General features: G+C 33.7%; 10 protein-coding genes. All 10 read left to right on the top strand.

From position 1 onward, the window contains the following. The first annotated feature begins 33 nt into the window (after positions 1-33). Entirely contained in the window at positions 34-2,898 is a 2,865-nt protein-coding gene (locus FUA22_RS04125) for a hypothetical protein (protein ID WP_147766553.1), read from the top strand. 113 nt (positions 2,899-3,011) lie between these two features. Further along, on the top strand, positions 3,012-4,304 hold the full coding sequence (locus tag FUA22_RS04130) for a T9SS type A sorting domain-containing protein (protein ID WP_147766554.1): 1,293 nt from the start codon (positions 3,012-3,014) through the stop codon (positions 4,302-4,304). A gap of 266 nt (positions 4,305-4,570) precedes the next feature. Then, positions 4,571-5,821: a glycoside hydrolase family 27 protein gene (locus FUA22_RS04135; protein ID WP_147766555.1), complete on the top strand. Its 1,251-nt coding sequence runs from the start codon at positions 4,571-4,573 to the stop codon at positions 5,819-5,821. A gap of 36 nt (positions 5,822-5,857) precedes the next feature. Then, a complete protein-coding gene (locus tag FUA22_RS04140; protein WP_147766556.1) occupies positions 5,858-7,333 on the top strand; it encodes a sulfatase family protein in 1,476 nt (491 codons plus the stop codon). 218 nt (positions 7,334-7,551) lie between these two features. Next, entirely contained in the window at positions 7,552-9,339 is a 1,788-nt protein-coding gene (locus tag FUA22_RS04145; RefSeq protein ID WP_241664747.1) for an alpha-1,3-galactosidase-related protein, read from the top strand. Between the two features lies 1 nt (position 9,340). Then, a complete protein-coding gene (locus tag FUA22_RS04150) occupies positions 9,341-10,741 on the top strand; it encodes a sialate O-acetylesterase (protein ID WP_147766558.1) in 1,401 nt (466 codons plus the stop codon). A 133-nt stretch (positions 10,742-10,874) separates the two neighbouring features. After that, complete coding sequence (locus FUA22_RS04155) at positions 10,875-12,356, top strand: arylsulfatase (RefSeq protein ID WP_147766559.1); 1,482 nt, start codon at positions 10,875-10,877, stop codon at positions 12,354-12,356. An 11-nt stretch (positions 12,357-12,367) separates the two neighbouring features. Continuing rightward, positions 12,368-13,954 (top strand): sulfatase family protein, encoded by a 1,587-nt coding sequence (locus FUA22_RS04160; protein WP_147766560.1) that lies wholly within the window; start codon positions 12,368-12,370, stop codon positions 13,952-13,954. An 18-nt stretch (positions 13,955-13,972) separates the two neighbouring features. Beyond that, entirely contained in the window at positions 13,973-15,448 is a 1,476-nt protein-coding gene (locus FUA22_RS04165; protein ID WP_147766561.1) for an arylsulfatase, read from the top strand. Between the two features lie 16 nt (positions 15,449-15,464). Beyond that, positions 15,465-16,988, top strand: coding sequence for a sulfatase family protein (locus tag FUA22_RS04170; protein ID WP_147766562.1), 1,524 nt, complete (start codon positions 15,465-15,467; stop codon positions 16,986-16,988).

The raw sequence follows: 16,988 nt of genomic DNA on the forward strand, positions 1-16,988 counted from the left end.
TTAACGGTAACTCAGCTCTAAGTATTTATATTAATGAAAACAACAACTATTATAGTATTTAAATATTCGGTCTTCTTTTTAGCTTTAGGTTTGTCATTTTTTGAAATAACATCAGATATAAATTCCCAATTTGGAGCTTCAACAGAAAAAGCCAATTCCGGAATTATTAGTATAGAAACAGGGTATACCATTTCAAAAGTTAGAACAGCTAACAATAGTAAAAACTCCTATATAGTTGCCAGTAGCTTTGAAGGGACGGTATTAGGGATTTCCTATGAAGGGAAAAAACTTTGGGAGAATAAACTGTCAGGTTTTATGAACCATGATATTTGGTGCGCTGATATTACTGCTGATGGTAAAGACGAAATTTTGGTTGCAAATGCTAATGGAACCATTTATTGTTTGAATTTCAAGGGTGAAACACTTTGGTCATTTAAAAAGAATGACGCACCCATGTACGCGGTTCATGCCATTTCAAAAGGAAAAGAATCCTATGTAGTGGCTGGTGGTTTTGACAAAAGTATATACTATTTGTCTACTTCAGGAATAGAACTCAAAGAGATAAAATCTAAAACATTCTCAATTGAAAAGCCAAGGAGTATGTTTAAAAAAGATATTCCTGAAAGTAATGTTTGTACCTCAAACTTTATTCGTTCAGTTAAAAAAGCTGATGGCTCTAAAGTGCTTGTTGTTTTAGGAACAAATAATCATATGAATGTTCCGGGGACTTTATACTTTTTCAATCCCTTTGAAGATTTACCATTTAAAAAAGTAAAAATTCAAGCAACACCAGAGCTTAAAAAGAAAATTAGAATTCGTCCATTAGGTGATTTTAAAACAGGAGATGTTAACGGAGATGGAAACGAAGAAATCATTCTTGGGTCCTCGGCCCATGCTAATGATCTCTTAGTGTCTACCTACGATATGGCAAATGATAACTTTAGCTTTAACAGAATAACAAAAGTGAAATTTGGGTATGATATCGCCCATTCGGTTTTAATAAAGGAAAATGATAAAGCCACTTATTTAACAAGAGTTGGAAGTCAAATTCATTTATTTACACCAAATTCAACTGAAAAAGATGTTGAGCGTCTAGTTAGTACATACGCTTATAACGATATGTGCAAAGATGAAATTACGGGTAAGGTTATTATGGCTAGTGCACAAAGTGGAGGCAGTTGTATTCATATAATAAATACAGAAAGCAAAAATTGGAAAAAAGATTTTAAAGATTTAAAACCAAAGGGAAAGATTTCTGAAATTATTGAAAATACAAATTTGGTTAGAAATCAGTTAAAGCATTTCAAAAAGCCATCAAGTCAAAATAAATCGCAACCAGTGTATTTAATGACGGAGAAGGTTCCACAAAGTCAACTTGCTCTAAAGAATGAAATTGATAGAAAGTATAAAAACCCTATGTTTTTAAATTCTTTACATATGCGAAATGTAGAGAAGTTTGACAGGTCGTCATTGGCAATTGAAAAATATAGAAAAACCAGAGATAGAAGAAAGAAATATACCTTATCACAGCAAGAAGCTGTAAATCAAATTTCAAATGAATATGATGGAGCACCAGGAATTGCCTATTGGGCAGGTCATGGTAACGATCCCTTTATGTTTAGTTTAAGTACTACAAAAAAGGTATTAGATAAGGCTAACGGAAAGAAAACAGTTTTAATTTACCCAGAGGTAGAAGATCATTCAAAAGAAAATTTAGATTTTTTGGTGAATGACTTAATGTATCCATTGGCAAAATACTCTCGAAGTAAAAATGCCAATGTGTTCTTACGATCTAAAAATGTATTCTGGTTAGGCTCTAATTATTTAGACTCTTGGTCTCGTTTAATGTCAGGAGAATTTGCAGATGTATTTGTGCCTTCAATGGAAGAAACCACAGATAAATCTATGGAATTAAGTTTTGCAGGACGTATGGGTATGTGGACAAGCGGAGCTGTTAACGGATGGGGAACTAGAGCAGTACCAGATAATGTCTCTTTTGATAGATCTAGACAATTAGGCTACCAAAGGCTTCCAAATCATTTTTTACGAATGCTCATTTTTCATACTGCCAATGGCGCACAGTTTATTAACAATTTTGCCGTAGATCAAGATTACTTGAGCATATATTGGGAACTTATAGCTAAGGGCGCTTTATATGTACCTCAACGAAATGAAATTTTAAGTATTTCTCCTGTACATTTAAGCATGAAGGACCCGGACCATCACTACTTGAATGATGGTGCTAATGTAAAGTGGACAGCATTTTTTGATGAAGAATACGAAAACAATAATCCGTTTGTATTAAGTAGATTAAATGGAACATGGCCAGGGGCACCAGTAACGGAATGGGATTTTTCAAGATATGCTGCCGGCGTAAAGGAAAGAAGGTTGAATTTTTTGGCACCCTATGAAAACGGACTTGTTCTTATTACACCACCTCAAAATGGTGTTTTTGCTAAGAAGAATGTTCCCAGAGGTAAGCTAGCTGATAATTTGCATCCGCTTTATAAAAACATCATGAAAGAATATATAACAGACGGACGAAATTATTATTCCTCAGATGGAACTCAGACTTTCAGAGCTAATGAGTATTATAAGGTTATTGAATCTGATTTAAAGGAAAACTCTAAAAAGTTACCTGTTACGGTGTCTGGTAATGTAGCTTGGGTAGTAGCTCAAACATCTCCAAATAATTTAAGACTAACGCTTATTGAAAATGGTTATATAAATCCAACTAATGCGACCGCAATAATTAAATTGAATACAATTAAACCTTTAAAAGTTAGTGATATTTTAAGTGAGGAGGAATTTATATCTGATAGTAACTCTGAAATTAAAATAGATATTCCATTGGGAGGATTTAGGTTTATTGACATAGAGTTATCTCAGAAAATGTAATTAATCAATTTTTAATGGTTATTTATTAGTGAATACATTTTATGTATTTGGAAATACAAAAAAGCTGTTTAACCCATTTAGTTTTACCGGACTAACTATAAAACAATAATATTATGAAAAAACAATTACTTAGAATCACAATGGTTGCTTTAGCATTTTTAGGTTTTAATCAATTACATGCACAAGTTACATTTAACAATGGTGGAGGTGATAATTTATGGAGTAACACTGCAAATTGGGTAGGTGGAGTTCTACCAACTTCTGCAGATGAAATTATTTTGGCAGCTGATGCAACCTTAGATGTAAATGGTGTAGGCTCAAAAGTAACATTAGGAAATGGAAGTTATACAATTACTGGAACAGCTGGGGCCGTTAGTTTAACATTAAGTGATAATGCGCAGCTTGTTAAAAACTCTAAAGACGAGGTGTTAACTTTTGACTGTGACGTTGATTTGGCGCCTGGAGATGGAGCAGCTAATGTTGATTCAAGCAATAATCCCTTAAATAAAATTATTTTTGCAGCAGGGAAAACATTGACATTAACTGGACCAACTGTTAATTTTAGAAATTATTCTCCTAACCCTATGGAGGTTAATGGTAATGTTGACGGGGCAGGCACACTTAATTTACATAAAGGTTCAATTGCTGATTTGGTATTTGGTTCCACGGCAGACTTAAGCGCACATACTGGACAGATTTCTCTAGTAGATAATGATGGGGTTTTAACTAATGTTATTTCTAATATTAATGGACCAGGACTTTTCAGAGCTGCTAATGTAGTTGTCAAAATTTCACAACCTGGTTTAGTAGTAACTATTAATGGGGCTAATACGCTTGAAGGTACTGTAAATAGTGCAATAGCGGGAGCAGCTTCAACACTTGATTTGAATGCCAATCAAAATAATATTGGAAACCTCAAGGTAGGAGCAGATAATTGTACTTTGAATTTGGATATTGACCCTGTCGTAGCAGAAGTTGTCGTTAACACTTTGCAAGTTCAAAATGCTACTAGAATATTAAATATTATTGGATTTCAAGAAGATGTTCTTGATTTTACTTTTACATTAACAGCGGATCAATTAAATAGAATAACTCATGATGGAGCAGGAGGAGCATTAGCGCAAAGACCAACTGGAGAGCTGGTGTATGCTACAACCCTATCAAACGATAAAAACACTTTAGAAGGTGTTTCAATCTATCCTAACCCAGCATCAAGCTTTATAAAAATAAACTCTCCAAGAGGAGGAGATGTTGCTTTATACAATATTTTAGGCTCATTAGTTAAATCACAAAAAGATATTTCTAGAAATTATGAAATGAATGTATCCGATTTAAAATCTGGTTTATATTTATTAAAAGTAACTTCTGAGAATGCAACTATGACTCAAAAAGTGGTAATAAAGTAAGAGTAATAGTCACAATATTAAAAAAAACCTTCAAACATGATTTGAAGGTTTTTTTGTGTATTACAATATATCAAAATTACTATTAGATACATGTCATGTATTCTTAAGTACACAATTTAAAAGGTCAAGCTATAATTTAGCTGTTACCAAAAGATTTTGAAGAACTGAAATTTGCACACTGGGTTATATTTTGTAAAAAGTGTAATATGAATAAGGTTTTTCAATTAAAAAAAGTTATAATTAATCAGTAATAAGATATACAATTTATGAAAATTAAAAGCTTAAACATTCTAACACTAGTGTTTTCAATATGTTTTATTGGAATTGTAAATAGTCAGATAAATAGTGAGATTGCCAAATCTCCACCAATGGGCTGGAATAGTTGGAATTGGTACGGAAAACATGATATTAATGAAAACGAAGTGAAAAAAGTCATTGATTTTATGGTTGAAAACGGTCTAAGGGAAGCAGGTTATAATTATGTTATAATCGATGGTGGATGGCGGGACACTAAATTGGGTAAAAATGGAGAATTGTTGGCGCATCCCGTAAAATTTCCAAATGGCATTAAACCATTAGCAGATTATGCACATGCTAAAGGAATGAAATTGGGTGTTCATGTGGTACCCGGAACTCACGATTGTGGTGGGGATCTTGTTGGAGGTTATGGATATGAAGAAGTGCATGTACAACAATTTGTAGACTGGGGGCTTGATTTTATAAAATTAGATAAGTGTACATTTATAGATGAAGATTGTGATGACTGTTCTAAGAGTATAAATGGAGGATGGAGTGAAGAAATAGTAGAGAAGTCTTATAGAAAATGGAGTAAGCTTTTAAGAAACTGCGGTAGGGATATTGTATTTAGTATTTCAGCATATGTATATAGAGATTGGTATCCTGAGGTTTGCAATATGGCTAGAACAACTTATGATATACGTGCCCGAATCCATAAAGGAGGGGCAGATTTTGTAAAGCCCGAAAAATATAAAAAACCGCATTTAAGTGTTATGGAGATTGCAGAGGAAAACAATAGAGCTGCTCAATTTGCAGGAAATGGCTATTGGAATGATCCGGACATGCTAATTACTGGTATTCAAGGTTTATCTAGAAATGAACAAACCTCTCATTTTGGACTTTGGTGTATAATGAGTGCACCGTTAATGCTTGGTAATAATCTTGAGCATATGGATAAGTTTGAAAAGAATTTAATCCTTAACAAGGAAATGATTGCTGTAAATCAGGATGCTACAGAACAGGGGAAAATAGTTAAACGGGAAGATAAAATGCAAGTGTGGGCAAAAAAACTTAAAAATGATGATTATGCATTGTTATTTTTAAATTTGGATGACTCAAAACAAAGAGAGATAGCTATTAATTTAAAAGATTTAGGGATTAATTATAAAGTGACTGGTAGAGATATAATAAATCATAGAAATTTAGGGGCTTTTCAAGGAAGTATTTCTGTAATGGCTAAACCTCATGAGTCTAAAATGCTTGTAATTTCTACTAAATAAATCTAGTGCTTAATATTCAAACCAAAACCATATAAAATGACAATAAAATTAGAAGCTTTAAAGTTTTCGATTTTAGTAACTCTAGCTTTTTTATTTGTAAGCTGTTCAAACGATAAAAAAACAGAAATTAAAACAGAGGAAAGTGATAAGGCAAACATCATTCTTTTTGTTGCTGATGACCACGGAACAGATGCTTTGGGGTGTTACGGTAATCCAATAATAAAAACACCTAACTTAGATAAGCTGGCCTCAGAAGGGGTGCGCTTTACAAATGCCTATTGTACTAGTGCAAGTTGTGCAGCAAGTAGGTCTGTTATTCTTTCAGGTAAGTATGGTCATGCAACGGGATCATATGGGCATGTGCATGATTATCATCATTTTAGCACCTTTGATAATGTTAAAACACTTTCAAACAGGTTAACAGAGGCAGGTTATTTAACAGCAAGAATTGGCAAATATCATGTAGCTCCAGAAAAGGTTTATTTATTTGATGAAGTTTTAGAGGCTGATCCAAGAAATACAGTTGAAATGGCTGATAAATGTAAAGATGTTATTAATTCAGAGAAACCGTTCTTCTTGTATTTCTGTACAGACGATCCACACAGAGGGCATCCATTTAAGCCAGAACCTTGGGATACACCGAATACATTTGGGAATAAAAAAGAAGGTTATACAGGGGTTAATCAAGTTACTTATAATCCTGAAAATGTTTTGGTGCCTGAGTTTTTACCAGACAACAAGCAAAGTAGAGAAGAGATTGCTCAGTATTACCAAAGTATTTCAAGAATAGATCAAGGTTTTGGTAAGTTAATGGGGCATCTAAAAGAGGCTGGTAAATTAGAAAACACCATTGTTTTCTATATATCTGATAATGGAATGGCATTCCCTGGGGCAAAAACAACAGTTTATGAGCCCGGTATTAAATTACCTTGTATCATTAAAGATCCAACTAAATCTAAAAAAGGAACTACCAACACAGCTAGAATATCTTGGGTAGACTTAACACCAACAATTTTAGATATGGTAGAGGTTGATTATGAAGAGAAAGATTTTCATGGTAAGTCATTTGAAAATATTATTGATAAGGAAAACTCAGAAGATTGGAATCAGATTTATGCATCTCATACGTTTCATGAAATTACCATGTATTACCCCATGCGAGTAGTTATAGATGAAAATTTCAAGCTTATTTGGAATATAGCCTACAGATTAGATTACCCATTTGCTTCAGATTTATGGGCAGCTTCAACGTGGCAAGCTACTTATAGAAATGAAGAAGAGTACTTTGGTAACCGTACAGTTCAAGATTATATGTTTAGGCCGGAATTTGAACTATTCGATTTATCAAAAGATCCAAACGAATCAAATAATTTGGCTAAAAATGAAGATTTTAGTGATGTTTTAGAATCTTTAAAAAGTAAAATGAAAGCATTTCAATTGAAAACTAAAGACCCCTGGTTAATTATGTGGGACCATGACAGCTCATTGCAAGGTACTGGTGTAAATCTTTAAAAAGAATAATTTATAATATTTAAACCTATCTATGAAATCTCATGGGTAGGTTTTTTTTATATAAATAATAAAAACTATATGTTATAAGGTATTTTACCCATAGGTACATTCTATTAATTCTGAAATACAAGGAAGCAGTATATAAATCGGTAATTTACATTGAATTTATTGACAAAGTACAGAGTAGAATGAAATATAAAATTTTAAAATTAGTTTGTTTGAGTTTATTAATGTTTGTAGTAACTGTTACTAGTGCACAAGTTGTTTATGAATTTAGTCCAACAGATAGTGATATTACTTCTTCGGTTAGACAAGCCATTGAAAACACATCAGATAAACATATTAAATTAGTATTCAATAAAGGGGTGTATAGGTTTGACCCGAAGTATGCTTTTGAGAGATTTTCGTTTATCACGAATCATGGAAACGGATATAAAAAAGTAATTTTTCGTTTTGAAAACTTTGAATCAGTTGAAGTTGAAGGTAATGACTCAGAATTTGTGTTTCATGGTCAAGTAGCGCCATTTCAGTTCGAAAAATGCAAAAATATTAACGTTCAAAATATAGCTTTAGATTGGGACATCCCATTCATCTTTGAGGCAAAGGTTAAAGCTGTGAATGAAGTAGAAGGATGGATGGATGTAAATCCTTTAACCAAAGGTTTTTCATGGAAGTTAAAAGGTAATCATATTTCCTTTCCAAATATTGGAGGGTTTAGTTATCATGAGTTAGGACATACTCATAATTTTAATGCCGAAACTAAATCGACTGCTCACGGGGCTAAAGGTTTGCATTTGAATCCTGAAAGGGTGGAAAAGTTAAAAAATGGAGCTTATAGATTTTATCAAAAACTTAAAAGTTATCCTCAAGTAGGCACAATCATAGCTTCTAAAGGAGAAAAAGGTACAAATAGATATGCACCAGCTTTTCAAACCCAAAACTGTAAAGATGTTGTTTTTGATAAGGTAATAGTACATCATGCTTTAGGAATGGGTTTTTTGTTTGAAAGAACTGAGAATATACAAATCTTAAATTCAGGTGTTTATACCAAAGATGGGTCAGACAAATATATATCAAGTACTGCTGATGCAACGCATTTTGCTAATTGTAAAGGAGATGTTTTAATTGAAAATTGCCGAATTGAAAGTATGTTAGATGATGGTACAAACGTTCATGGTACCTATGTTGAAGTTGATAGGATTATTAATGATTATACGGTTAGGGTAGCTTTAAAACATTTTGAACAAGCTGGATTTGAATTCGCAGGTATTGGTGATGAGGTCTGGTTTATTCAAAGCCCAAGCCCCAAAAGGGGACATGTAAATACAGTTTCAGAGGTAACTCAAATTAATGAGACTTATTCTGATCTAAAATTTGAGAATAAAATTCCTCACAATTTAGTCCTTGGTGATGTTTTAGAGAATAAAACTTGGAATCCATATTTCACCATGAGAGGCTGTAAGATTACAAAACACAGAGCGAGAAATATGATGATTAAAACACCAAAAAAAATCATTATAGAAAACAACTATTTATCATCAGAAATGTCTTCTATAGGCTTGAGAGGAGAAACTGTAAATTGGTATGAATCTGGAGCTGTAGAGGATGTTGTAATACGAAATAATCATTTTTTTAATTGTGCTCATGGTGGGGCAGAACATGCTGTTTTATGGGTGTCGCCAAAATTGAATAAATCGTTTGATAAAACTGAACTTTACGATAGGAACATTATTTTTGAAGGTAATTTGATTGAAACTTTTGATAATAGAATTGTTTGGGCAGATAGGTTAGATGGTCTTGTTTTTAAAGGAAATACTATTAAACAAACCAACGGTGTAAAACAACTTTTTCCAAAAGCACCCTTATTTGATTTTGAAAATTGTAATGATATTAATATCATTGAGAATGTTTATCAAGGAAAAGCTACCAATTTCTTTGAAACAGATGAAAAAACATCTGTAACACTAAAGGTTAAAAAGAACAAAGGCTTTTCTTATAAAAAATAGAATGACAAGACTATTCCTTACACTGCTGCTTTTAGCATGTGTTTCAGTTCATGCAGAAATAACTCCTAATTCATTGTTTCAAGACAATATGGTCTTGCAACGGAATAAGCCTATAGCTGTTTTTGGTAAGGCTACTTCTGAAAGAAACGTGAGTATTACTTTTAAAAACAAAGAATATTTAGCTAAAGTTAATAATGGTTATTGGAAAGTTTTTCTTGATGAATCAGAAGCTGGGGGACCTTTTACCTTAATACTAAAGGGTAAAAATGAAATTACTTTATCTAACATTTTAGTAGGTGAAGTATGGTTGTGTTCTGGTCAGTCAAATATGAAAATGCCGCTTAAAGGTAATTCTGGTCAACCTATTAATGGAAGTAATACCACTATTCTTAAAAGTAATAATCCGCAGCTTAGGTTGTTTACTGTAAAGCAAACAAGATCTGATGAACCATTTGAAGCATGTGTAGGAGAATGGCAGTCTGCTAAACCTAGTGTGGTAAAGAATTTTAGTGCTACAGCTTATTTCTACGGAAGAATGCTTCAGGAAACTTTGGGTGTTCCAGTTGGTCTAATATGCAGCGCATGGGGAGGTACACCGGCGGAAGCTTGGACTCCAGAGGAAGTTTTAAATTCACAATTTAAAGATTTCAAATGGCCTCTAATTCCATCCAAACCTCACAGAGATCCAACTGTATTGTATAATGGTATGATTCACCCACTAATTCCTTTTACGATTAAAGGAGCCATTTGGTATCAAGGTGAAGGGAATAAAACCTATCACGAAAACTATACAAAGTTATTTTCAGCAATGATAAAAAGTTGGAGAGATAGATGGGGACAAGGAGATTTCCCTTTTTATTTCGTTCAAATAGCTCCGTTCGGATTTGGTGGAGATAATCAAGCATATTTACGAGAAAAACAATTAAAAACCATGCTTACGGTTCCTAATACAGGAATGGCAGTAACTTTAGATATAGGTGAAAGGCTTTGCATTCATCCTGCTGAAAAACAAAAAGTAGGTGAGCGTTTAGCTTTATGGTCTTTAGCAAAAGATTACGGCTTTACAGATATTCAATATTCCGGTCCAGTATATAAGTCGTTAGAAATAAAAGGAAATAAAGCATATGTTAGTTTTGATTATGCCGATTTGGGATTGTCCACTTTTGGGAAGGAACTTACAAGTATTAGAATAGCTGGTAATGATAAAATGTTCTACAATGCTCAATATAATATACTCAGAAATGGAACTCTAGAAGTATGGAGTTCACAGGTAGAGAATCCGGTGGCCGTTAGGTACGGATGGGAGCAGTATGTTGACGGTGCTTTATATAATACGGCAGGTTTACCAGCCTCTTCTTTTAGAACGGATACTTGGGATGATTACCAGGTAGTCAAAGATTAAAATTATAAAATTATTTCATTGAGTTCTAAATGTACGCATAGCTACATTTAATTTACCCATATGGATTCAATATTGAGTAAACTTATCAAAATTTGAAGTAAGTTTTTATATTCATACAATTTTTATAATCAAAATGATATTACGTAAAGAATTTTTATTCACTGCCATTTTATTATGCTCACTTTTTGGAGTATCAAGTTGCGCTCAAAAGAAGAATGATAAATCATCTGAAAAAGTAGAAAAAAAAGTAAAACCTAATATTATCTATATTCTGGCAGATGACATGGGCTATGGAGATGTTGGAGTGTATGGACAAACAAAAATTAAAACGCCTGTAATTGATAAGCTAGCCAATGAAGGTATAAAGTTTACAGACCATTATTCTGGTCAAACTGTTTGTTCTCCTTCACGTTGTTCACTAATGACAGGGATGCACATGGGAAATGCCTCTGTAACAAGAAACGGGCAATTATTAAACCCGGATGATGTTACGGTTTCAGAATTACTTAAAACCGCTGGTTACAAAACAGGAATTATTGGTAAGTGGGGACTTTCAGAAGGAGTTACAGAAGATAATTGTCCTAATCAACAAGGCTTTGATCACTATTTTGGATTTGACAATCAAGGATTTGCTCATTTTTATTATCCAGAGTATTTATGGCGTAATCATACAAAAGTAGAATATCCGGAGAACCTGGGCATTCGTGATGAAAACGGAGCATATATAAAAGGAAAGGGAACCTACAGTCATGATGAGTTTGCAGAAGAGGCTTTAAAGTTTATTAATGAAAGTAAAGATGAACCTTTTTTCTTGTATTTGCCATTTGCAATACCTCATGCGGAATTAACAATTCAAGAAGATGCAAAGGAAGAATATAGAGGTTTAAATTGGCCTGAGACGCCAAAAGAAGTTGGAGGCGGAGCTAGAAAAGGACACGGTTATGGTAGTCAATATACAGATGGGTATTGTGCTCAAGAAGAGCCTAATATTACGTATGCAGCAATGATTACCAGAATGGATAAGAACATTGGACGCATTATAGATCTTTTAGAGGAATTGGATATTGATGAAAATACCATAATCATGTTTGCTAGTGATAACGGACCATCAGATGAAGGGGGGCAAAGCATTAAATTCTTTGATAGTTCAAAGGGGCTAAGAGGTAAAAAGAGAGATCTTTATGAGGGAGGTATTCGCATTCCATTTGTTGTCAATTGGAATGGAACAGTGAAAGGAGGTCAAGAGTCTTCTATCCCTAGTGCTTTTTGGGATTTTTTACCCACTGCTTGTGATTTGGCAGGTGTTGATACACCAAATAATATTGATGGAGTAAGTTTACTCCCAACTATTTTAGGGAAATCAGAAACGCAAATCAAACATAAATATTTGTACTGGGAATGGAAACATGGTAAAAGACCACAATATGAAGCTGTAAGAGTTGATAATTGGAAATTTTTCAGAATCACTCCGGAAAAAGGAAAGAACAATAAACCTTACTATGAGCTTTATAATTTGGATAATGATATTTCTGAAACTACAAATATTGCTAAGGAATATCCAGAATTAGTTGAAAAGTTTATTCCATATTTAGAAGAAGCAAAACCAAAAAGTTAATTTTATTGGAAATGAATAAAATCATATTTGCACTATTAATCTGTATATCTTTTTTTTCGTGTAAAACTAAAAACCAAGAAGAACCTGAGCAAAGACCAAATATTTTATGGATTACCATTGAAGATTGGAGTCCAGATTTATCATGTTATGGTACTAAAGGTCTTCAAACACCACATGTAGATAAGTTGGCTTCAGAGGGAGTTCGTTATGATTTAGCGTTCACAACATCTCCAGTTTGTTCAACTTCACGTTCCGCTATGATGACAGGTTTTCACCAAAACTATATTAGAGCAAATCAACATAGAGAACATAATAAACAGCCTTTACCACATGGAATAAAACCAATTCCTAAATTAATGGAAGAAGCTGGTTATTATACTTGTTTAATGAGTTGGAAAACAGACTGTAACTTTACTCCAAATACCAGAGGAGAATTATTTACAGAACTTGCAGACTGGACAAAGGATGGAGAAATTGGATGGAGAAATAGAAAAGAAGGACAACCATTTTTTGCTAGGGTATCATTTGGTGGTACGCATCGTTCTTGGAACCGCGATTCTATTAATCCCATAGACCCAAAAGATGTAGAGCTTCCACCGTATTATGCAGATACGGCTTTAATTAGAAGAGATTGGGCTAATGGCTTAGAACAAATGCAATTGGTTGATAAACAAGTTGGAGAACTTTTGCAAAAGCTTGAAGATGATGGGCTAGCAGACAATACGATTGTGTTTTTTATTGGTGACCATGGAAGATGTCATATTAGAGGAAAGCAGTTTTTATATGATGGCGGTACGCGTATTCCAATGATTATGCGTTATCCAGGGAAAGTAAAACCCGGAAGTGTAAATAATGACTTGGTTATGTCTCTTGATATTTGTGCCACAATTTTAGAGATATTAGAGGTAAAAACCAATGTGGCGCTGCATGGTAAGAGTTTATTCAGTAAAGAGGTTTCTGAAAGAAAATATGTTTTTACGGCTAGAGATAAAATGGATGAGACTCACGATGCTATGAGGGCCGTAAGATCAAAAGATTATAAATTAATTTTGAATTTGATGCCAGAGCGCCCTTGGTTGCAATACAATCAATATAAGGAAGGGGCTTATCCTGTTTTAGCTGAAATGAATATCATGAACATGAAGGGATTGTTAAATAAAGAACAAGCTTTATTTTTTGCCACCAAAAAACCTGAAATTGAATTATTCGATTTAAAGAAAGATCCTTTTGAAGTTTACAATGTTGCTGATAATCCTGAGTATACAAACATTAAAAAAGTGCTATTGGAAGAATTAGAAAATTGGCGTACAAATGTCATTGATGATCAGGGCGTTTCAGAAGATTTTAGAGCCTTGAATATTTTTCCAGAAAGTTATTCTGGAGAATCGGTTGATAAATGGGTGGAGGCCAATAAATCAAATTATAATTTCAATAAATATGGCTGGCCAGCATGGTACCCAACTCGCACAATTGAAGAATGGGAAATTGCTCTTGAAAAATGGAAGCCTTGGGTTCACAGAAGTACTACATCTAGTCTTTCTAGACCAAATGTAAATGCTAAAAAACCAAAAAAGAAGAACAACTCAAAGAAAAAGTAATAACAGCCAATTTCACATATGAAAAAAGTACTTTTTCTAATTACAATAAGTTTAGGATTTCATCTTTTTGCCCAAAGCAAAAGTCTTAAAAATTCTAGACCAAACATTATTTTTGTAATGACCGATGACCAAGGACACAATTTGTCCTATGAAGGTCACCCTGTTATCCAAACTCCTAACATTGATAAATTTGCTAGTAGGTCATTGCGTTTTAAAGAATTTCATGTTAGCCCTAATTGTGCACCAACCAGAGCAGCCATTATGAGTGGCGCTCATGAATTTAGGAGTGGTGTTACACATACCGTTAAAGAACGAGAATTACTTGCATTAACTACAACTATTTTTCCAGAACTATTAAAGAAGGCTGGTTATGAAACTGGTATTTTTGGTAAATGGCATTTAGGTGACATAGAGGCTTATCGTCCTGGAAATAGGGGTTTTACAGAGTCGCTTGTTCATGGTGCCGGAGGCATTGGTCAAAACTATTCAGGAAGCAATGTAGATTTTCCGCCAAACCAAAATAAAGAGACTAGGTATTTTGATAATGTTTTGCTTCACAATGAAGCAGTTGTGAAAACAAAAGGATATTGTACAGATTTGTTTTTTCATGCGGCTTTAGCTTGGATGAAAGAAAACCATGACAATAGCAAGCCGTTTTTTTCTTATATATCTACCAATACACCACATTCGCCCTTAATTGCACCTAAGGAATCTTATATGCGTATTGAAGATAGAGATGATAGGATAGATAAAGCAAGCGGACGTTGGGCCATGATTGAAAATATTGATGACAATTTTGGCTTGCTTATGAACAAGTTAGAAGATTGGGGCATGCTAGAAAATACATTGATAATTTTTACTACAGATAATGGTGCACCATATAAGGTTTCTAATAAAGCTAAAAATAAATTTACTTTTAACGCAGGATTTAAAACTGGTAAAGGGTCGCCTTATGAAGGTGGAGTTCATGTACCTGCCTATTGGTATTGGAAGAATGTTTTACCTGAAAATAAAGAAACCAAAGCTTTAACAGCGCATATAGATTTATTTAAGACGTTTTGCGATTTGGCTGGAGCCGATTATAGTAATATTGGGCAAAAATTAGAAGGAAGAACTTTAATTCCTATTTTAGAAGATAGCAATACTAAATGGGAAGATAGAATGTTATTTACTCATAGAGCTGGTTTTGGAAATGATTTAAAGAAAGCTTCAGAAACAAATTGGGCAGTTCGAACACAAAGATGGCGCTTGGTTGTAGATAAATTATTTGATATTAGTAAAGATCCTTATGAGGATAATGATGTGGCAGTGCAATACCCTGAAGTTGTAAAAGAACTGACCCAAGCACATTTTAGCTGGTGGGATGCTATGGTGCCCTATATGATTAACCAAAATAATACTTGGGAAAAAGAAGCACCAATGGTAACTTTGTATAATCAACAACTAAAAGAATCAGGAGAAATACCTGAATGGATGCCAGAAAGCATCGATTAGTTCAATTTTTAAAAGAATGAAATTAAGCTTAAAATTATTCCTATTTCTTAATATAATTATTACCGTATCATCATGTAATTCTCAGGATGAAACTAGAAGGCCTAACATCATTTTTTTAATGGCAGATGATCAGGCATCCTATACATTGGGGTGTTACGGAAATGAAGACGTTAAAACGCCTAATATTGATAAATTATCATCAATGGGAGTAACTTTTGATCATAATTATGCAACAACAGCCATCTGTATGGCAAGTAGGGCAACGGTTATGACGGGTTTGCTAGAATATAGAACAGGAACTAACTTTCTTCATGGGCCAATGAAACAAGAAACTTGGGACCAGTCATACCCAGTTTTATTAAGGCAAGCTGGTTATACAACAGCATTTGCAGGTAAGTTTGGTTTTGAAATACAAAAAGAGACCGAGGAAAACGCAATAATGCCAGAAGCAGATTTTGATGCTTGGGCAGGTGGAAGTGCTCAAACATCTTATGACACAAAAAAGAATAAGGCACTATTAAAATATGCAGAAAAGTATCCACATTCTACCTTAGCCTATGGGGCTTTCGGTAGTGATTTTATAAAATCATCTGTTCAAAAAAATGAGCCTTTTTGTTTATCTATAAGTTTTAAAGCACCACATAGACCAACAACACCAGACCCTAGATTTAATGCTGTTTACAAAGGCAAAACCTTTGAGAAACCAGGTAATTATGGCAGGGAATTTGGAGAACATTTTTCAAAACAAAGTAAACAAGGAAGGCAGTACCCAAGATTTTTTGATTGGCACTACAATGACAAGTATGATCAGGTAATGGCCACATATAATCAGCAAATCTACGGTATAGATCAAGCAGTTGGTATGATTATAGAAACACTAAAGAAAACAGGAGCAGATAAAAATACAGTGATAATTTATACTTCAGACAATGGCTTTTTCTGTGGTTCTCATGGTTACGGATCTAAAGTGTTGCCGTATGAAGAATCATCAAAGGTACCATTGATTATTTATGATCCACGGCACCCTAACAGTAACAAAGGTTTTCGCTCTAAAGCATTAACAGGAAACATAGATATAGCACCTACAATTTTGAGTCTTGCAGGTTTGAATTCTAAAGAAAAGATTGATGGAAAGAATATAATGCCTTTGTATAATAACCCTAATGAAGAAATTCATAATACAATGGCGTTAATTAATGTTTGGGGGCCATCAGAAACACATTCTTTATCTATTGTTTCGAAAAATTATAAATACATCTATTGGGGATTTGCTGATGAAGGATATGCGGCGACTGAAGAATTATATCACCTAAAAAATGATCCGTTGGAGCTAGAAAATGTTGCTGATAGTCCAAAGCATAAAGAGTATTTGATAAACTTACAAAATGATTATGATGAACGCGTTAAGAGTTGGAAAGCTAAGGCTGTTAATTACAATAATTATAGGCGTTATTCTGCATTGTTTGACAGAAGTATAACTTGGAATGAAAAGAAATCATTTGTTTATGATTTAGAAGAAAACTATAAAAAGAAACATTAA

Source organism: Seonamhaeicola maritimus (assembly GCF_008056315.1).
Taxonomy (GTDB): Bacteria; Bacteroidota; Bacteroidia; order Flavobacteriales; family Flavobacteriaceae; genus Seonamhaeicola; species Seonamhaeicola maritimus.